The sequence below is a fragment of the Shinella sp. H4-D48 genome, assembly GCF_022637395.1.
GTDB classification, from domain to species: domain Bacteria; phylum Pseudomonadota; class Alphaproteobacteria; order Rhizobiales; family Rhizobiaceae; genus Shinella; species Shinella sedimenti.
Window position 1 is genome coordinate 1,869,981 of the sequence record NZ_CP093337.1, and the last position, 18,684, is coordinate 1,888,664.

Below are 18,684 nucleotides of genomic sequence, written 5' to 3' on the forward strand. Positions count from 1 at the left end.
CGCTTTCAGATTTCAGGACCCGGCGCCGCGCGCACGATATGCACGCCGTTAATTCTATAACTGCCGTCCGGTTGTCGCAGGAGCTGGTAGAGTGCCGTCCAGTCCTTGCCGTCAGGCCCTGATATCAACACCTCCTGCACCACCATGTCGCCAACGATCTTCGATCGACCGAACGCAAAGTTGCCGGCGCGATAAACGGGTGCATAGCTTTTCCTGACCATGTCGAAGAAGGCGTCCTCGGTTGCGAATTTTTCGCGGATGGCCGGCGAGGCGAATGCGTATGCGGTTGCCGCATCGTCGTTCAGGAACGCTGCGATCTGGCTTTCGATGGTACTCTGGACTGTATCCAGCGGCTCGGCTGCCACCGCAGCTGACGGCAAGAGCAAGGGCGAATAGAGACACAGGAATATGGCGGCAGGACACCTCATGGCACGCTCCTCACTCCGATCTTGAGGCAGAATACCCTGTTTCCTCACAAAAATCTGAAAAGAAAACCGAAAATTTCACTGATGCTGATATGCTAGTTTTTATTTTATATTTCAATATATTATGAGATAATTTTAATCTAATTATCTCATTCCCCGCGATGTAAACAGATGAATTTTAGCCTACGAAGATGACCGCCCCTATGCCGGCTCTTGCAAGGGAAATAGTCCATGCGACGCCGGGTGAATTGGCCTAAGCTGCCGGGGTATAACGACGGGAGTGGAGGTCGAAACATGCAGCGGCTCACGGGGGGTTGTCTTTGCGGTGCCGTCCGTATCGAGGCGGTGGGACAGCCGTATCGCGTCGGCCTGTGTCATTGCATGGACTGCCGCAAGCACCATGGCGCGCTGTTCCATGCGTCGGCGATCTTTGACGAGGAGGCGGTGACGGTGCAGGGCGAGACACAGGACTATCAGGGCCGCTTCTTCTGTCCGCGTTGCGGTTCGTCCGTCTTCTCACGCAGCGAAGACGAGATCGAAGTGAACCTGGGCTCACTTGACGCACCGGACCAGTTCGCACCGAGCTACGAACTCTGGACCATCCGCCGCGAGTCCTGGTTACCGCCATTTCCTGTGAAGAAACACTACGAACGTGACAGGGATAACGAGGGGCGTTTCGAGGACGAGTAAGGCAAATCGGTGGGTTCGGTTCAGTCCATACGAAAATCACATAATATAGATTATGGAACTAATGTCTCGACGAAATACGCCAAAGGCGCTGGAAAATCGGTTTCCGCCTTGACCCGGAACCTCTCCCAGCCTTAAGCGAAACGGCAGACGGAACCAACAGCGAAAGCCTTCATCCATGAGCGATTTGCGCATTCTCTCCGACGCCTACATTCCGGAATTGCCGAACCGCTACAATGGCAAGGTTCGCGAGAATTACGATCTGCCGGATGGCAGCCGTATCATTATCGCGACGGACAGGCTCAGCGCATTCGACGTCATCCTGACGGCCATTCCGTTCAAGGGCCAGGTCCTGACGCAGACAGCGCGCTACTGGTTCGAGGAAACCGCCGATATCTGCCCGAACCACGTCCAGTCCTATCCGGACCCGAATGTCGTGATCGGCACGCGGCTCGACATCCTGCCGGTCGAGATCGTTGTGCGTGGCTATCTCGCCGGAACGACCAGCACGTCGATCCTGACCAAGTATCGCAAGGGCGAGCGCGAGATGTACGGCATCACGCTGCCGGATGGCCTTCGCGACAATGAGAAACTTCCGGAACCGATCATCACGCCCACCAGCAAGGCCTTCGATGGCGGCCATGATGAGCCGCTGTCGGGCGCGGAAATCCTCGCCCAAGGCCTGCTGACGCCGGACCAGTGGGAAACGGTATCGCGCTATGCGCTGGCGCTCTTTGCACGCGGACAGGCGCGAGCTGCCGAACGAGGACTGATCCTCGTCGATACCAAATATGAGTTCGGCACGGACAAGGACGGCCGTATCGTGCTGGCCGACGAAATCCATACGCCCGATTCCAGCCGCTACTGGATTGCCGACAGTTACGAGAAGAGTTTCGCCTCAGGCGGCCGCCCGGCGAGCTTCGACAAGGATTTCGTGCGCGCCTGGGTCACCGAACGCTGTGATCCCTACAAGGACGCAATACCGGAAATTCCGCGCGAACTGGTCGAGCAGACATCCAAGGTTTATATCCAGGCCTTTGAACAGATTACTGGAAACACGTTCGTACCCGACCTTTCCGATAACACGGTTCTCGACCGCATCCGTAAGAATCTGGCGCCTTACTTCACCTGATCGTCAGTCAGCGTGATTTCAAAGCTCAGGCCGTCGTAGGCCGGCTCGACGTGATCGGGCGTTTCCCGTTGCACGGTGTCGTAATCGAGCGGCACATGCATGTGTGTCAGGATCGCGCGGGACGGCTTCAACCGATCGATCCATTCCAGCGCCTGGCTGAGTGACAGGTGGCTGGAGTGATAGCGGTACTGCAGCGCGTCGATGATCAGCATATCGAGGTTCTGCAGACGCGACACGGTTTCCTCGGAAAAATCGCTGACGTCGGAGCAGTAGGCGACATCACCGATTCGAAAGCCCAGCGAATGGATCTGGCCGTGCACCTGGAGGTGAGGCCGGAAGGTTATGGCACCCCCTCGCCCATCGATGGTCACCGGCGCGTCCTTCGGCTCTATCAGGTTCTCCGTGATGATCGGCGGATACATGCTGCCGGCGGGCGTTTTCAGGCAATAGCCGAAGCCCTCGCGAATGCGCTCCATGGTCGGCTCATCGGCCCAGATCGGCACCTGGCGGTGGTTCTGGAGCACGAATCCCCTGATGTCATCGATGCCATGAATATGATCGGCGTGGGGATGCGTATAGAGAACGGCATCAATCTCGGCGACGCCGGCTGCGATCATCTGCGTGCGGAAGTCAGGCCCCGTATCGATGACGACGGTCGTCACGCCATGCGGCCCGAACTGCTCCACCAGGAAGGACGCGCGCGTCCGCCGGTTCTTCGGATTTTGCGGATCGCAGGCGCCCCAATCGCCGGTGATGCGCGGCACGCCGGGCGACGAGCCGCAGCCGAGAATGGTGAAGCGCCGACGATAGACCACGGCTACACCCGTGGCATCTTCGAGAAGATACGGAAGGCGTTCTCGGTCGTTATGCGCGCGATGTCATCGGTGCTCACGCCAATAGTCTCGGCCAGCACCGCTGCCGTGTGCGCGACATAGGCGGGCTCGTTGCGCTTGCCGCGGAACGGTTTTGGCGCAAGGTAGGGAGCGTCGGTCTCGACCAGCATGCGCTCCGGCGGCACGGTCTTGGCGATTTCGCGGATTTCTTCCGACTTTGGGAAGGTCAGGATGCCCGAGAAGGAGACATAACCGCCCAGCTCCACACCGACGCGGGCGAGGTCCGGACCGGACGAGAAGCAATGCAGCAGGAACGGGAAAGCGCCCTTCCCCGTTTCCTCCGTCAGGAGGGCCGCCATGTCGTCGTCCGCGGAGCGGCTGTGGATGACGAGCGGCAGACCGGTTTCCCGGGCAGCGGCAATGTGATTGCGCAGGCCGGTCGCCTGCGCATCACGCGGCGCGTTGTCGTAGAAATAATCGAGACCCGCCTCCCCGATCGCTACAACGCGCGGATGCCGGGACAACGCTACAAGCTCCGCCACGGTAATATCGAGTTCCTCATCCGCATTGTGCGGATGTGTGCCGACCGAGCAGAACACGCTCGGATAGGTCTCGGCGATCGCCAGTATTTCTGGAAATTTCCGCACCCGCGTCGAGATGGTGATCATCTGCTTCACACCGGCCGCGTGCGCACGCGCGACGATATCGTCGCGCTCCGCCGCAAAGTCCGGAAAGTCCAGATGGCAGTGGGTGTCGATCAACATGGTAGCCTTACGCCTCGGGCGCCACGTAGCGCGGGAAGACCGGGGCCGGTGCTTCCAACGGCTTGCCGCTGACCAGCCGGCCGGCCGCGCCAAGTGCCGCAAAATCGCGCTTGTCGGCGGGAGCTCCGACCAGATCCAGCAGTTTCCCGCCCGATTCAGGCATGAAGGGCTGCAGCAGGATTGCGATCTGCCGCACCACTTCCGCCGTCACATAGAGCACGGTGCCCATACGCACGGAATCGGTCTTTTTGAGTGCCCAAGGCGCCTCGCCCGCGAAGTAACGGTCGGCCTCCGAGACGACGGCGATGATAGCAGCCAGCGCCTTGTGAATCTGCTGCTTGCCCATGTCCTCACGCGTAAGGGCATGCAGGGCGTCGACGGAGGCGAGCATCCCGCGGTCGGCGTCCGTCAGTTCACCGCATTCCGGCACCTTGCCGTCGCAGTTCTTGACGATCATCGACAGCGAGCGGCTCGCCAGATTGCCGATGCCATTGGCGAGATCCGAATTGATACGGGTCGCAATACCTTCCTCGCTATAGCTTCCGTCCTGGCCGAAGGAGACTTCGCGCAGGAAGAAGTAGCGGATGGGATCGAGGCCGAAATGGCTGACGAGGTTGACCGGGTCAACCACATTGCCCAACGACTTCGACATCTTCTCGCCCTTGTTGAGCAGGAAGCCGTGGGCGAAGACCCGCTCCGGCAACGGCACGCCGGCCGACATCAGGAAAGCCGGCCAGTAGACGGCGTGGAAGCGGATGATGTCCTTGCCGATGATGTGGATGTTCGCCGGCCAGTACTTCGCACGCGGTCCCTCGGGATCGGTCAGGTAACCGGTGGCGGTGATGTAGTTGGTCAGCGCATCCACCCAGACATACATCACATGATCCGGGTCGCCGGGAACCGGAATACCCCAATCGAAGGTCGTGCGCGACACCGACAGATCCTTGAGGCCGGACTTGACGAACGAGATGACCTCGTTGCGGCGCTCGGCCGGACCGATGAAGTCGGGGTTGTCCTCGTAGTGCTTCAGAAGGCGATCCTGATAGGCCGAAAGCTTGAAGAAGTAGCTCTCCTCCTCGACCCATTCGACGGGTGTGCCCTGCGGGCCGTAGCGTACGCCGTCGTCACGCTTCTCGGTCTCGCTCTCCTGGTAATAGGCTTCGTCCCGGACGGAATACCATCCTGCATAGCCGCCCTTGTAGATATCGCCACTGGCTTCCATCCGGCGCCAGATCTCGGCGCAGGCTTCGTAATGCCGCTGCTCGGTGGTGCGAATGAAATCATCGTTCGATGCGTTAAGAAGAGCGGCCATATCCTTGAATTCTTTTGAATTCCGATCCGCCAACTCCCGCGGCGTGATACCTTCCTTCCGTGCGGTCTGCTGCATCTTCTGGCCGTGCTCGTCCGTGCCCGTCAGAAAGAACACATCGCGTCCGTCCAGCCGCTGGTAGCGCGCCATGGCATCGGTGGCGATCAGCTCATAGGCATGGCCGATATGCGGCTTGCCGTTGGGATAGGAAATAGCGGTCGTGATGTAGAAGCGGGACGTGTCGGTCATGAAGGCTACGTTCTGTTTTCGGTTGTGCGTTGCCGCAAGGTATTAGACCATGCCGCCGCAGAGGGAAACAGCAAGTTGCTTAAAGCGCCGCCCTGATGTCGTCGAGTACGGTGATGATCGTCTGCTTGCGATCGAGATTGTAGCCCTGCGCGATGGCGATCCGCTCGCTGAGCTGCGAGGAAAGCTGGGCGAGGCGGTCGGCGCGGGTGATGTCGCCGGCGAGGGCCGCCGCGCGGGCGCTGTCCGTCACGAAATCCGCCGCGTGCTGGCAGAAGAAGGAAAAGACGGTGTCGCTATCTTTCGCGGAGAGCACGTCGGCGAGCTTGTGCACGTCTCGACGCGGTGGCTCCGCAGGCCCGCCGACGATGGCACGGAAAGCCTCCACGATATCGAAGCCGCCGTAATTCACCAGCTTCAGTGCCTCAGAAACACTGCCATGAGCGGCGGCGATCAGCGCCCCTGCCCGCTCACCAGACGGTGCGACGGAGAGGCTATCGAGGGCGGAAACGAGATCGGCATCAGACAATGGCGCCAGCGCCAGCGGCATGCAGCGCGAGCGGATGGTCGGCAACAGCTTGCCCGGCGCATGGGTCAGCACGAGGAAGAGCGCGCGCTTTGGCGGCTCCTCCAGGATTTTCAGAATGGCGTTGGCAGCGTTCCGATTGAGATCGTCCGCGGGATCGATGATGACGATGCGCCAGTTGCCCGTGCCTGATGTCTGTGCCAGGAATTTTCCGGCCTTGCGCACCTCATCCACGGTGATGGCTGATTTCACCTTGCCGCTTTTCTCGTCAACCGGGCGGGTGAGGTGCAGCAGATTGTGCGAGGAGCCGGCCGCCAGCTGGCGGGTGATCGGCGAGGCGAGCGAAGGCGCGACAAGGCTCTCCGGTGCTAACGACGGCTCGGGGTGATGCAGCACATGGTTGGCAAAGCGAAAGGCGAGCGTCGCTTTGCCAATGCCCTCCTGCCCCTCCATGAGGACGGCGTGGTGGCCCTTGCCCGAGCGATAGGAGCGCGCCAGGAAATCTTCCGCCTCGGCATGGCCGAAGAGTTTCGTCTGCTCGGCGGGATGGACCGCCCCATCCAGAATGCCCGGCCGCTCGTCGCTCACGAAACGTGCTCCGGGTCCGGCCGACGCGCGGCAGTGATGGGCAGCAGTGGCTCGATGATGGCGAGAACGTCCGCCGCAATCGTCTCCTGCGTCCTCGTCGCATCGATGACCCGGCAGCGCAGCGGTTCGCGTTCCGCGATATCGAGGAAGGCCTCGCGCCGCTTCTCGTGGGTCTGCAACTCTTCCTTTTCGAAACGGTCGGGTTGCTCGTTCGGTCCGGTCGCGCGCTTGCGGGCACGCTCGAGGCCGATGGCGGCCGGCAGGTCAAAAATCACCGTACAGTCCGGCATGACGCCATTGACTGCGACCCGCTCCAACGCCTCGATGAAGGGCTGCTCAAGATTGCCGGTAATGCCCTGATAAACGCGCGAAGAATCCATGAAGCGATCACAGAGCACGACGCTGCCCGCCGCAAGGGCCGGACGGATGACCTGTTCGACATGATCGCTGCGCGCGGCGGCAAACAGGATCGCCTCCATGCGGATGCCGTACGGTTCCGCGGCGCCGGAAAGGAGAACGTGACGCACGGCTTCCGCGCCTTTCGAGCCGCCGGGTTCGCGCGTCGTGAGCACTGTCATGCCGCGCGCGCGCAAGGCCTGTGCGAGAAGCTGGATCTGCGTCGACTTTCCGGCGCCCTCGCCGCCTTCGAACGTGACAAACAAACCGGGTGCGGCAGACAAATCCTGTTTCCGTTGCTTTGGCCGCAACGCGGCGTCTTCAGTCGAAATCCGGCAGGGCCGAGATGAATCGGACCACTACTACCCCATGTTTCCGGTAGGCGAAACGCTTTTCGCCCCGTCCTGACCGTTCAGATCCAGAAGAAGAAGAGTTCCAGCAGCGCATCCAGCGCCCGCGAGCGAAGGGGGCCGACAGCGACCGTTCCCGCAGTCTTCACCGGAACCTCGCGCAGCAGCTGTTTCTCGTTGGATATCCGGAGCGTGCCGACGGCCTGCCCCGGCTGGACAGGCGCCCGCAGCGGCCAGGTGTAGACCACGCGGGCGACCAGGCGCTGCGAATTGTCCTTCGGCAGGAAGACATCGACCTGCTCGCCAGCCACCAGCGGCACCTTGCCGCTTGCCCCGCCATAGACGCTCGCATCGGCAATCGTCTCGCCTTCGCGGAAGAGCGTACGCCGCTCGAAGGACGACAGTGCCCATTCGATGATCCGGCGCGATTCGTCGATGCGGACCTTGTCGTTCTCAAGCCCGCTCATGGCCAGCAGCAGGTGCTTGCCGTCGCGGTTGACCGCAGCGACGATGGAATAGCCACCCTCTTCGGAGAACCCCGTAACAAAGCCGGTCACGCCGATGTTCAGCGCCAGAAGCGGATTGCGGTTGCGCTGCGCGATCCTGTTCCACTCAAATTCCGGCTCGACAAAGTAACCCATCCGGTCTGGATAGGTCGTCTGGAGGTGGCGGGCGAGAGCCACCATCTCGCGCATCGTCACCTTGTTATCAGGGTTCGGCAGGCCGGTGGCATTGGCAAAGACCGAGCGTTCCAGCCCGAGCGCCCTCGCCTCCCTCGTCATGCGCTCGGCAAAGGCACTTTCCGAACCGGCCAGCCCCTCGGCGAGGATGATGCAGGCATCGTTGGCGAACTGCACCGCAATGCCGCGAATGAGGTCCTCGACGCGGATATTCGATTTCAGCGCGGCAAACATCGTCGAGGTGCGCGACGGCGCGCCGCCCGTGCGCCAGGCATATTCGCTGACGGGATATTGCGTTTCCAGCGTGGTTTCGCCGGCCGCCAGAGCCTTGAAGACCGTCGCCATGGTCATCAGCTTGGCAAGCGAGGCGGCGGGCACCGGCTCGTCTTCAGCCCGTGCGAAAAGCACTGTGCCGGTCTCCGCCTCGATCAGGTAGACCTGCTTCGCCTTTACGTCGAAACCGGCCTGCGGCGCTGCAGACTGAGCCAGCGCGAAGCCCGGCATCAAGACGAGGAAAGCGAGAAGAATGAACAGACGATGATGCATGACGACTCCGGATGCCGTCACATTCCCATAGGCACGCGGCAATCGCAAACGGCTTTGATAACCGCTACGATCAGCCGGCGTTATCGGCGAGTGCGGAAAGCGGCGTCAGTTTGCCGTCGATGGTGAGGATCGCGTCGAAAGCGCCGGAGGCATCACGCACGCGCTCGTCCGCATAAGCCGCTGCGTAGCTCGGATCTGCGGATAGCTGGGGCACGAAATTCGGACGCTCCATCGGCATCGGCCCGATATCGGGCAGCGAAACGAACTGCTCCATCACCTGGAACGGCGTGCTTTCCTGGGCTGCGGTGTTGGCAAGCGCCGTCATCGCACTGCCCGTGGGAGCAGAAAGCGTGCCGGAACCGTCGCTCGGCAGCGAACGGCTGTCGGCGGACGCCACCATCACGCCCGTTGCAATCTGGCCGCCGGGATCGGCAGCGGGAACCCGCGAGCCCTTCGTGACATAGGATGCCATGAGATAGGGCATATCGTTGCCCTCGAGCGGCGCCTTGCCGACATATTGCACCCGGACCTTCGCCGTGCCGGTGCGTTTCATGTCGAGCAGGTCGGCCGTCTTGGAGGAGACGTCGATCACACGCCCTTCATGGAACGGGCCGCGGTCGTTGACGCGCACGACGACGGACGTACCGTTTTCCATGTTCGTGACGCGCGCATAGCTGGGCAGCGGAAATGTCGGATGCGCAGCGGACAGATGGTACTTGTCGTAGACCTCGCCATTGGCCGTACGGCGGCCATGGAAGGCGGAACCATACCAGGAAGCGAGCCCCGTCTTGTTGTAGCCCATCTCTTCCTTGGGCTGGTACCACTTGCCGCGCACCTGGTAGGCCTTGCCCACCTGATAGCGGCCACCGCCCTTGGGAACGGCCTGCCCCTCCTCGACGACGCGCGGACTTGCCTTCACGCCATATTCGGATTCGGCAAAGAATTCCTTGCTGCGGGGTTTCTTCTTGGTCGGCGCAGTCGTTGTCGCGCAGGCTGCAAGGCCCGCGCATACAAGCGGAATCGCGATGAACCGGAGGGCCGTGCCAAATCGGTTCACGGTGTTCTTGATGTCTTTATGTCCCACGCCGCTATTGTCCCCGACGGTGTGCCAGCCTAACCCTGCCCCTGCAAAGTCGACCGTCAATGCCACTCAGTAAATAACAGTGCGTTAATCATGCCAGCAACGTGGCGAAATTGCGAGCGAACGCCAAACTGCGGCGCGGCTTCCGCGAATTATGGTTTATGCGTGGTTAATATTGATGCGGTCGATGCGCGTGAATGCGCTGCGACACGGCACCGCGAACTGCCGGTAAAGTCGCTTGCAGAGATCACGGAGAACAATGTTCTGAAGATTTCGCCGGTGGTCGGAGTGGAGAGATTCGAACTCCCGACCCTCTGGTCCCAAACCAGATGCGCTACCAGACTGCGCTACACTCCGTCCGTCCCGGCGATGGGGAGATACACGCATCTGAACTCTGCCGCAACAGCAAACGGTTGTTTTCGTGCGCTTGTGGATGAATTCTCCAGAACTGCTTTGCCTAGCGCTATTTCGCCTTGCGCATGGAGTCCACGAGTTCGTTCTGGATGCGATTGCCCGTGCGGATGCCGAGGCGCTTGACCGTGCCGCCGTTGAGTTCCAGCACATAGTCGATCGGCCCCCTGGAATCGATGATCGATTCGGAATGGGGCTCGGCGTTTTCCTTGATCGCGGTGATCTTGCCGTCCTTCGCGATGAACAGCATGTCGAGCGGGATATAGGTGTTCTTCATCCACATGAAGACCTGCCGCGTCTCGCCAAAGGCGAAGAGCATGCCGTGGTCCGACCCCATCTCGTGGCGGTGCATCAGGCCCTGCTCTCGCTGGCGTGGCGTTACGGCCAACTCAACCGTGAAGGCATGACTGCGGCCGTCGCGCGTGACGATGGTCAGCGGCTGGGTATCGAACGTTTCCGCAGCCGAAACGCTAAAGGAAATCAGGAGAAAGAATGCCGCGAAAAACCCGGCCAGACGTGAAAGGCCTGCCATTCGCGCGCCGACAGCCATCAATGCGGCCTGTTGCCCGCAACCGGGAGATCCGGGTGGATTTCAGCCGCCATCAGGCCCTTCTCACCATCGCCGAAGCGTACCAGCACGACCTGGCCCGGCCGTAGTTCCGTCAGGCCGAAGCGGCGCAGGGTCTCCATATGAATGAAGATGTCTTCGGTGCCCTCGCCGCGCGTCAGGAAGCCGAAGCCCTTGGTACGGTTGAACCATTTTACCAGCACGCGCTCGAGCCCGCTCGATGGCGTGACCTGCACATGGGTGCGCACCGGTGGCATCTGCGAGGGATGCACGGCCGTCGACTGGTCCATGGACAGGATGCGGAAGGCCTGGTGTCCACGCTCACGCTTCTGGACGAGCGCGACGACGCGCGTACCTTCCAGAACGGTCTGATAGCCGTCACGGCGCAGGCAAGTCACGTGCAGGAGAATGTCCTGCATGCCGTTGTCGGGCACGATGAAGCCAAACCCCTTGGCGACGTCGAACCACTTGATGACCCCGGTGATCTCGATCAGATCAACGGCGTCATTGCTCTGGTCATCACGCTCCGTGATTTCCTTTGAAGACACCCTGTCTGCCATGATCTGCCAGCCCCTCGTTTACGCGTCACATGAGTTACGGTTAACTGATTCTTGAGAATAAGAATAACATTGTCCCGATGCGACTGCGCAAGCCCCCTTGAAACTTTTGCCGGCTGCATTGGTAGCCTTCAAGGCTTGCCTGAGGCTGACAAAACCATAACCTTCCGCTTGATCCCGGGTTCAGAGGACATTTTCATGCGTTATCTTCACACGATGGTTCGCGTCAAAGACATCGACCAGTCCCTCCACTTCTACTGCACGCTCTTCGGGCTTGAGGAAGTTCGCCGGTACGAAAACGAGAAGGGCCGCTTCACTCTCATCTTCCTCGCCGCCCCCGCGGATGTCGAGGCGGCGCGCGCGAACGCTGCGCCTTGCCTTGAACTCACTTATAACTGGGACAGCGAGGATTACGCCGGCGGGCGCAATTTCGGCCACCTCGCCTATGAGGTCGATGATATCTATGCCATCTGCCAGAAGCTGATGGACAATGGAGTCGTCATCAACCGCCCGCCGCGTGATGGCCATATGGCGTTCGTGCGCTCGCCGGACGGCATCTCCATCGAGATTCTGCAGAAGGGCGAAAACCTTGCGCCGGCCGAACCCTGGGCGTCGATGCAGAATACCGGCAACTGGTAATTCGCACCAAGCGCAAGCCCCGGGCAAACCCCGGGCCTTAAGGGTAACACCGTCAGACCATCGTTTCGCCGTATTCGGCCGGGATTTCTTGTCCTTCCGGCCGTTCTTCAAGCGTAACGCGGCGATTCGGGCCTTTGTTCGGCCGGATTGCGCCCATTTGCGCTCACGGCACCTGACGCTCCAGCCTTTACACCACCGGCTGAAGCGCTAACATCGCGGCAACCGCAGCTTGGCCAAAAGGCTTTCTCGACTGCGGTTGCGACTGTTTGAAGAATTGGCCTTTCCGGCGGCAAGATCGGAGGCCCGAACGTCGAAAGCGGGGGAAAGCCTTTGCAGGACATGCAAGGAAAGTGGCCCGGCCTCAAGACGCTGCGGTATGGATTGCTGCTGGCCGTCTCGGTCGCCACACTCTCGGGCTGCGTTTCCGCAGTCTCTACAGATTTGCGTGCGGACAACGTGACCGCCCGGGAAAAAGACGACACCGTCGCCGCGAGCGGCGAGGAAACGACCACGCCTGTCGTCGCCGCAGCGGCGTCTGCCGAGGCTGCGGCCGATCCGGCCGCGACCGGTCAACAGGCGGAGAAGGCCGAGATGGCGGGCCTCGTCATGCAGCCCGCTTCGCTCGATGCGAACAGGGCCAGCATCTATTCCAATGGTGGCCAGGTGACGCCGTCGGGAACCGCCTATGGAGCTGAGAGGACCGGCACCAATCCGGCAACGACGAGCCTCTACGCCGCGGGCGCCGCGCAGGCGACCGAGGTGGGCGGGCGCCTGCCGGTCGAGGACATGCCGCAGGTCGGCGCATACGCGCAGCCATTGGCTGATGGCGAGCAGGCGCTTGTCTTGCCGGAGACCGGTCCGATCCCGAAGACAGCGCGCACGGCGCTCGTCGCGGAACCGCAGAACCTCAACGCTGCCGAAATGGCGATTGCCGCCGAAGAAGGCACGAACAATCTTGCCGCCACTGTGGGCAGCGTGCCGGAAACGCAGACCGGAAAGCGCAAGCAGGTCACCCTCGCCTCACTCTTTGCTAACAAGCGGGATGCGGCGAAGGAGGAATTCAACGGCGAGCGCTTCGCCACGCAACAGCGTCGGGTGCTGAACCGCGACACCGCCGGCACGACTCAGAAGGCGTCACTGGGAACCCTGCCTGGCGTTTCCACCGCCAACGCGATGTTCTCGACGAACCATTCGGAATCCGACGAAGTCGAAGATGACGCGCCGCAGTTCAAGGAAGTGGCCTCGCTGGCCGGTCTTGCCCGCCTGGCGCCGAACGGCCTGTGGCTGCAGACCGAGAAGGTCAAGACCGGCTGTTTCAAGCCTGAACTGCTGCAGGTTCTCAAGAAGATCGAGCACCATTACGACAAGCCCATCATCGTCACATCCGGCTTGCGCGATGTGAAGGTCAACCGTGCAAAGCAATCGCTGCACACGCGGTGCGAGGCGGCCGATATCCAGATTGCCGGTGTAAGCAAATGGGAACTCGCCGAATATCTGCGCAGCATGCCCGGCCGCGGCGGTGTGGGCACCTACTGCCATACGGAGTCTGTTCATATCGACATTGGCCCCGAGCGCGACTGGAACTGGCGCTGCCGGCGCAAGTAGCGCCATCGCCGCCGTAAACAGCTGAGATCGCTCAGCTTTCAAGACATGGAGGCCGCCGTTGAGGTGGCCTTTCATTTTTTTGTCACAACGGCTTTTTCCCGCTTGCGGAACCGAAAACGCCCTTCTATAAGACGCCCACCGCACGCGCCCTTCGTCTATCGGTTAGGACGTCAGATTTTCATTCTGAAAAGAGGGGTTCGACTCCCCTAGGGCGTGCCACGGCTCTTCTCTCCCGTCCCATATTTGTATCGCGCCATCATCCGGAGCCGTGCGTTCGGCATTGAAAAAGTTGCGACTTACGGCATTTTTCGTCTTGCGCATCCGGCCGGTCCTGATTAGAAGACGCCCACCGCACGCGCCCTTCGTCTATCGGTTAGGACGTCAGATTTTCATTCTGAAAAGAGGGGTTCGACTCCCCTAGGGCGTGCCACGGTTCTTCCCTCAGAAACTTTTCGTTCCTTGTTCGAGCTTGCTCTGCGGCCTTTGTTTGAGGGCAAGAAAAATAGAAAAATCCTGCATTTAGGGCTTGCACGAATCCGCTGTCCTGATTAGAAGACGCCCACCGCACGCGCCCTTCGTCTATCGGTTAGGACGTCAGATTTTCATTCTGAAAAGAGGGGTTCGACTCCCCTAGGGCGTGCCACGGTCCTCTCCCATATTTCCACAAACAGCTGCGCTCAGAATACCTTTGCGGCATCCAGAATACGAAACTGTATGCGGCGGTTGCCCTGCCAGCTGTCGGCTGAAAGCGTGCCGGCGAAATGCACCGCCTGCCCGCGTTCCTTCGTCAGGAAAAGACCGAGATCGGCTTCCGCTGCGCGAAACGCCATGGCGTCGAGACGACCACCATCAGGGCCTTCCAGGCTGACGCGCAAGTGATTGACGCCGACGGGTCGCACATCGCGGATCCGATGCGCCGGCAAGGCGAAGATCGGTTGCGGATGTCCGGACCCGTAAGGCCCCGCCTGTTCCAGCTGATCGGCAAGCGCGAGCGTCGCGCCGCTGGCGCTGAGCGCGCCGTCGATCTTCAGCGTTTCCACCGCCACGAGATCGCGCACGACACGCTCGGCACGCTCCTCGAAGAAACTGCGCAGCCGGCCAAGGTTGGCGCGCTCCACGGTGAGGCCTGCCGCCATGGCATGCCCACCGCCCTTGACAAGAATGCCCTCATCCACTGCCGCACGCACCATGCGCCCAAGATCGAACCCGCTGACCGAGCGGCCTGAGCCCGTACCCTTGCCGGATGGATCGAAGGCGATGGCGAAGGCCGGCCGCCGGAACCGGTCCTTGAGACGGGAGGCAAGTAGGCCAACGACGCCGGGATGCCACCCCTCGCGGGCTGTGATGATCACGGAAGCGTTCTCTCCTGTGCCGTATTCCGCCTGCGCCTCTGCCTCCGCCTCCGCCAGCATGGCCGCCTCCATCGCCTGACGCTCGCGGTTGAGTTCGTCCAGTTGGCGGGCGATGCGCTCGGCCTCGCCGGGCTCATCGATGGTGAGGAGCCGGCTACCGAGCGCCGCGTCCCCGATGCGCCCACCAGCATTGATGCGGGGGCCGACGAGGAAGCCGAGATGATAGGGTGTCACGGGCCCGCCGATGCCGGCCTGCTTGAGCAACGCAGTCAATCCCGCGTTGCCAAGATGACGGGCGGCGACGAGGCCCTTTACGACATAGGCACGGTTCAGGCCCTTGAGCGGTACGACATCGCAAACCGTCGACAGCGCTACGATATCGAGCATGGACAAAAGATCGAACGTCCCCGCGCGGGCATCGCCACGCCCTCGCAGAAGCCGCTGCAGGGCGACCAGCACGAGGAAGACGACGCCGGCGGCCGACAGGTGCCCCTGCCCCGATAGATCGTCTTCACGGTTCGGATTGACCAGGGCAAGCGCGGGCGGCAGGTCCACGCCCACCTGATGGTGGTCGATCACCACGACATCCACGCCGCGTTCGCGCGCCACGGCAAGCGACTCGTGGCTGGTTGAGCCACAATCGACTGTCACGATCAGTTGTGCGCCGCGTTCGATCAACTGGTCGATCGCCGTCGGATTGGGGCCATAACCTTCGAAAATGCGGTCGGGAATGTAGATTTCGGCCTCGATGCCGAAATGCACGAGGAAACGGTAAAGCAGTGCGGACGAGGATGCCCCATCGACATCGTAATCGCCGAAGATCGCCACACGCTCCCGATTGGCAATGGCGCGCGCCAGCCGCTCGGTGGCCGCTTCACAGTCCAACAGGCTATAGGGTTCCGGCATCAGCCGGCGCAATGTCGGGTCCAGAAATTCGAGCGCGTTTTCAAACGGTACGCCGCGACCAGCCAGCACCCGGCTGATCAGGTCCGGCAGGCCGTGGGTCTGGCTCATCGCCAGTGCGCGGTTTTCTCCCGCCTGATCGAGCCGCGCCATCCAGCGCTGCCCGGTCGCAGAGCGCTCGACACCGAGAAAGGCGCGGGTGACGGGATCGGCGTTTTCCAACATGCTCATCGCGGCTCCGGTCGTTTTACGCCCCTGCATCTGAAGGCCTGCACTCACTCACCCGGCCTGCCGACCACCTTCTCCCCGTAAGAGGGAAGAAGGAAGAGTACCGCGCCAATTTCCCCAAGCCCCCAAACAGAACGTGGGGCAAATCCCTCGTTCGTTGCCGGAAGAAGGTTATAGTGACGAGCCAGTCCGTCCCGAAATGCGGTCAGCGATAATCAGGCCGTCTTCGGGCGCTCGATTCGAATCACCTGCGGCTCGCCGACCAGATAACCCTCGGCCTTGACCGATGCCACGGCCTTGCGGACGGAATCCTCCATCGTCGCATGGGTGACGAGGATGATGGTCTTCGGATCCGTCGATTCGGCCGTGGACTGCGCACGCTGCACGATGGATTCGAGCGAGATGCCGTTCTCCGCCATATGCTTGGCGATGCTGGCGAAGACGCCGGTGCGATCCTCGACCGAAAGGCGGATGAAGTAGCCGCCGTGATGCTTGCGGATCTGCGCGCGCTTGTAGGGGGAAAGTGCGGCGGCCGGGCGTCCGAGTGCCGGAACGGTCTGCGCGCCGGGACGGCTCTTTGCGATATCGGCAATGTCGCCCAGCACAGCGGAAGCCGTGGCGTTGCCGCCGGCACCAGGACCGACCATCAGCAGTTCGCCGAGGATGTCCGATTCGATCGCGACGGCATTCGTCACACCATCCACCTGCGCAATGACGCTGTCGAGCGGCACCATGGTCGGATGAACACGCTGCTCTACGCCCGTATCAGTCTTTTGTGCAACGCCCAGGAGCTTGATGCGATAGCCGAGATCGGCCGCCGCGCGGATGTCGTCTATGGAGATGTTGGTGATGCCTTCGAGATAGATGTCATCAGCCGCGATCTTCGTACCGAAGGCCAGCGTCGTCAGGATCGAGAGCTTGTGGGCGGTGTCGTTGCCCTCGATGTCGAAGGCCGGATCGGCTTCGGCGTAACCCAGGCGCTGGGCTTCCTTGAGGCACGCCTCGAAGGATAGGCCCTCCTTCTCCATCTTGGTAAGGATGTAGTTGCAGGTGCCGTTCATGATGCCGTAGACGCGCGAGATCGTGTTGCCAGTCAGCGATTCCCGCAAAGCCTTGATGACCGGGATGCCGCCCGCGACCGCCGCCTCGTAATTCAGAATGCAGCCGTTCTTCTCGGCGATGCCTGCAAGCTCGACGCCATGGGCGGCGAGCAGCGCCTTATTGGCGGTGACGACATGGACGCCGCGTGACAGCGCGGCTTTTACCGCCGCGAGCGCCGGGTCGCCTGCCCCGCCCATCAGCTCTACGAAGACGTCGATCTTCGCATCGCGCGCCAGGGCGGCCGGATCGTCGAACCATTCAGCTACGGAAAGATCGATGCCACGGTCACGTCCCTTGGTGCGGGCCGTCACCGCGACGATCTCGATCGGGCGACCGCACGTCGTGGTGAGCATGTCCCTGCGTTCGACGAGAATCTTCGCGAGCGAGGCACCAACGGTTCCCAAGCCCGCAATGCCGATCTTCAGGGCATCAGCCATGGTCATGTCCTAACGTTTTGGAAGAGACCCTCCGCAGACCGCGGAGGGTGGATTTCAGCGATGGGCGTTGAGCGAGATAACGTTGTGCATCGTCTCGTCGGCCGTCGACAGGAACTTCTTGATATTGCGCGCCGCCTGGCGGATGCGGTGCTCGTTCTCGACGAGCGCGAGGCGCACATAATCATCGCCCATCTCGCCGAAGCCGACGCCAGGCGCAACTGCCACATCCGCCTTTTCGACGAGCAGCTTGGAGAATTCCAGCGAACCGAGATGGCGGAACTTTTCCGGGATCTTCGCCCAGGCGAACATGGTGGCCGCCGGCGGCGGAACCTCGAAGCCGGCCTTGCCGAAGGTGTCGACCATTACGTCGCGGCGACGCTTGTAGACGTTGCGCACTTCCGCAATGTCGGAGCCGTCGCCGTTCAGCGCATGTGTGGCCGCAACCTGGATCGGCGTGAAGGCGCCGTAGTCGAGATAGGACTTCACGCGCGTCAGCGCGGCAATCAGCCGTTCATTGCCGACGGCAAAACCCATGCGCCAGCCCGGCATGGAGAAGGTCTTGGACATGGAGGTGAACTCCACCGTCACGTCCATGGCACCGGGCACTTCCAAAACGGACGGCGGCGCCGCGTTGTCGTCAAAGTAGATTTCCGAATAGGCAAGGTCCGACAGCACGATGATGTCGTGCTTGCGCGCAAACGCGATGACGTCCTTGTAGAAATCGAGCGTGGCCACATGTGCCGTCGGGTTCGACGGGTAGTTGATGATCAGCGCCAGCGGCTTCGGGATCGAATGGCGCACAGCGCGCTCGAGCGGCGGAAAAAAGCTCTCGTCGGGCTCGACGGACATGGAGCGGATGACACCGCCCGCCATCAGGAAGCCGAAGGCGTGGATCGGATAGGTCGGGTTCGGGCAAAGAATCACGTCGCCGGGCGCGGTGATCGCCTGCGCCATGTTCGCAAAGCCTTCCTTGGAGCCGAGCGTGGCGACGACCTGCGTCTCCGGGTTCAGCTTCACGCCGAAGCGGCGGGCGTAGTAGGCGGCTTGCGCACGGCGAAGGCCCGGAATGCCCTTGGAAGATGAGTAGCGATGCGTGCGCGGATCCTGGACGACTTCGCAAAGCTTGTCGACGATCGCCTTGGGCGTCGGCAGATCGGGGTTGCCCATGCCAAGGTCAATGATGTCGGCACCACCCGCTCGCGCGCTTGCTTTCAAACGGTTGACCTGTTCGAAAACATATGGCGGCAGACGCCGGACCTTGTGAAACTCTTCCATCTTCAACCCCGTTGGGCGCGGCGCCCTTCTCCGGCTTGGCCTGAG

17 protein-coding genes and 4 tRNA genes are annotated in these 18,684 nt (G+C 61.6%); 7 read left to right on the plus strand and 14 right to left on the minus strand.

What is annotated here, in order from left to right; all coding sequences use genetic code 11:
* Positions 1 to 5: 5 nt before the first annotated feature.
* Positions 6 to 428: a DUF4864 domain-containing protein gene (locus tag MNR02_RS09135; RefSeq protein ID WP_241946595.1), complete on the minus strand. Its 423-nt coding sequence runs from the start codon at positions 426 to 428 to the stop codon at positions 6 to 8.
* A 291-nt stretch (positions 429 to 719) separates the two neighbouring features.
* Here MNR02_RS09135 and MNR02_RS09140 point away from each other — a divergent pair, with 291 nt between their 5' ends.
* Together MNR02_RS09140 and MNR02_RS09145 are read left to right on the plus strand one after the other, a co-directional pair.
* Entirely contained in the window at positions 720 to 1,115 is a 396-nt protein-coding gene (locus MNR02_RS09140; RefSeq protein WP_241946596.1) for a GFA family protein, read from the plus strand.
* A 184-nt stretch (positions 1,116 to 1,299) separates the two neighbouring features.
* Positions 1,300 to 2,244, plus strand: coding sequence for a phosphoribosylaminoimidazolesuccinocarboxamide synthase (locus tag MNR02_RS09145; protein WP_241597716.1), 945 nt, complete (start codon positions 1,300 to 1,302; stop codon positions 2,242 to 2,244).
* On the opposite strand, the gene MNR02_RS09150 is transcribed toward MNR02_RS09145, so the two are convergent.
* The 10 genes from MNR02_RS09150 to MNR02_RS09195 all read right to left on the minus strand — a co-directional run bounded on the left by MNR02_RS09150 (position 2,232) and on the right by MNR02_RS09195 (position 11,102).
* Positions 2,232 to 3,059, minus strand: coding sequence for an MBL fold metallo-hydrolase (locus MNR02_RS09150; RefSeq protein ID WP_241946597.1), 828 nt, complete (start codon positions 3,057 to 3,059; stop codon positions 2,232 to 2,234). The genes MNR02_RS09145 and MNR02_RS09150 overlap by 13 nt on opposite strands.
* 2 nt (positions 3,060 to 3,061) lie before the next feature.
* Positions 3,062 to 3,841, minus strand: coding sequence for a TatD family hydrolase (locus MNR02_RS09155; RefSeq protein ID WP_241946598.1), 780 nt, complete (start codon positions 3,839 to 3,841; stop codon positions 3,062 to 3,064).
* Between the two features lie 7 nt (positions 3,842 to 3,848).
* Positions 3,849 to 5,399, minus strand: coding sequence for a methionine--tRNA ligase (gene metG, locus MNR02_RS09160; RefSeq protein ID WP_241946599.1), 1,551 nt, complete (start codon positions 5,397 to 5,399; stop codon positions 3,849 to 3,851).
* A 79-nt stretch (positions 5,400 to 5,478) separates the two neighbouring features.
* Positions 5,479 to 6,510: a DNA polymerase III subunit delta' gene (locus MNR02_RS09165; protein ID WP_241946600.1), complete on the minus strand. Its 1,032-nt coding sequence runs from the start codon at positions 6,508 to 6,510 to the stop codon at positions 5,479 to 5,481.
* Positions 6,507 to 7,190 (minus strand): dTMP kinase, encoded by a 684-nt coding sequence (tmk, locus tag MNR02_RS09170; RefSeq protein WP_241946601.1) that lies wholly within the window; start codon positions 7,188 to 7,190, stop codon positions 6,507 to 6,509. The genes MNR02_RS09165 and tmk overlap by 4 nt, the downstream gene beginning before the upstream one ends.
* A gap of 128 nt (positions 7,191 to 7,318) precedes the next feature.
* Positions 7,319 to 8,482: a D-alanyl-D-alanine carboxypeptidase family protein gene (locus tag MNR02_RS09175; RefSeq protein ID WP_241946602.1), complete on the minus strand. Its 1,164-nt coding sequence runs from the start codon at positions 8,480 to 8,482 to the stop codon at positions 7,319 to 7,321.
* Between the two features lie 70 nt (positions 8,483 to 8,552).
* Positions 8,553 to 9,566: a septal ring lytic transglycosylase RlpA family protein gene (locus MNR02_RS22940; protein ID WP_305853952.1), complete on the minus strand. Its 1,014-nt coding sequence runs from the start codon at positions 9,564 to 9,566 to the stop codon at positions 8,553 to 8,555.
* 277 nt (positions 9,567 to 9,843) lie between these two features.
* A tRNA-Pro gene (locus MNR02_RS09185) sits at positions 9,844 to 9,920 on the minus strand.
* A gap of 106 nt (positions 9,921 to 10,026) precedes the next feature.
* Complete coding sequence (locus MNR02_RS09190) at positions 10,027 to 10,506, minus strand: DUF192 domain-containing protein (RefSeq protein WP_241946603.1); 480 nt, start codon at positions 10,504 to 10,506, stop codon at positions 10,027 to 10,029.
* A 17-nt stretch (positions 10,507 to 10,523) separates the two neighbouring features.
* Entirely contained in the window at positions 10,524 to 11,102 is a 579-nt protein-coding gene (locus MNR02_RS09195) for a cold-shock protein (RefSeq protein WP_241595823.1), read from the minus strand.
* A gap of 195 nt (positions 11,103 to 11,297) precedes the next feature.
* Between MNR02_RS09195 and MNR02_RS09200 the strand changes: the two genes are divergently transcribed.
* The 5 genes from MNR02_RS09200 (at position 11,298) to MNR02_RS09220 (ending at position 13,986) form a co-directional block, all read left to right on the plus strand.
* On the plus strand, positions 11,298 to 11,738 hold the full coding sequence (locus MNR02_RS09200; RefSeq protein WP_241946604.1) for a VOC family protein: 441 nt from the start codon (positions 11,298 to 11,300) through the stop codon (positions 11,736 to 11,738).
* Positions 11,739 to 12,077: 339 nt separating this feature from the next.
* The gene (locus MNR02_RS09205; RefSeq protein ID WP_241946605.1) at positions 12,078 to 13,343 is read left to right on the plus strand and encodes a YcbK family protein; all 1,266 of its coding nucleotides are present in this window, start codon (positions 12,078 to 12,080) and stop codon (positions 13,341 to 13,343) included.
* A 144-nt stretch (positions 13,344 to 13,487) separates the two neighbouring features.
* Positions 13,488 to 13,562: transfer RNA gene (locus MNR02_RS09210), tRNA-Glu, on the plus strand.
* Positions 13,563 to 13,698: 136 nt separating this feature from the next.
* Positions 13,699 to 13,773, plus strand: a tRNA-Glu gene (locus tag MNR02_RS09215).
* A 138-nt stretch (positions 13,774 to 13,911) separates the two neighbouring features.
* Positions 13,912 to 13,986, plus strand: a tRNA-Glu gene (locus MNR02_RS09220).
* Positions 13,987 to 14,020: 34 nt separating this feature from the next.
* On the opposite strand, the gene recJ is transcribed toward MNR02_RS09220, so the two are convergent.
* The 3 genes from recJ to MNR02_RS09235 all read right to left on the minus strand — a co-directional run bounded on the left by recJ (position 14,021) and on the right by MNR02_RS09235 (position 18,639).
* Entirely contained in the window at positions 14,021 to 15,829 is a 1,809-nt protein-coding gene (gene recJ, locus MNR02_RS09225; protein WP_241946606.1) for a single-stranded-DNA-specific exonuclease RecJ, read from the minus strand.
* Between the two features lie 212 nt (positions 15,830 to 16,041).
* Positions 16,042 to 17,364, minus strand: coding sequence for a homoserine dehydrogenase (locus MNR02_RS09230; RefSeq protein WP_241946607.1), 1,323 nt, complete (start codon positions 17,362 to 17,364; stop codon positions 16,042 to 16,044).
* A 54-nt stretch (positions 17,365 to 17,418) separates the two neighbouring features.
* Positions 17,419 to 18,639: an LL-diaminopimelate aminotransferase gene (locus MNR02_RS09235; protein WP_241946608.1), complete on the minus strand. Its 1,221-nt coding sequence runs from the start codon at positions 18,637 to 18,639 to the stop codon at positions 17,419 to 17,421.
* Positions 18,640 to 18,684: the final 45 nt, after the last annotated feature.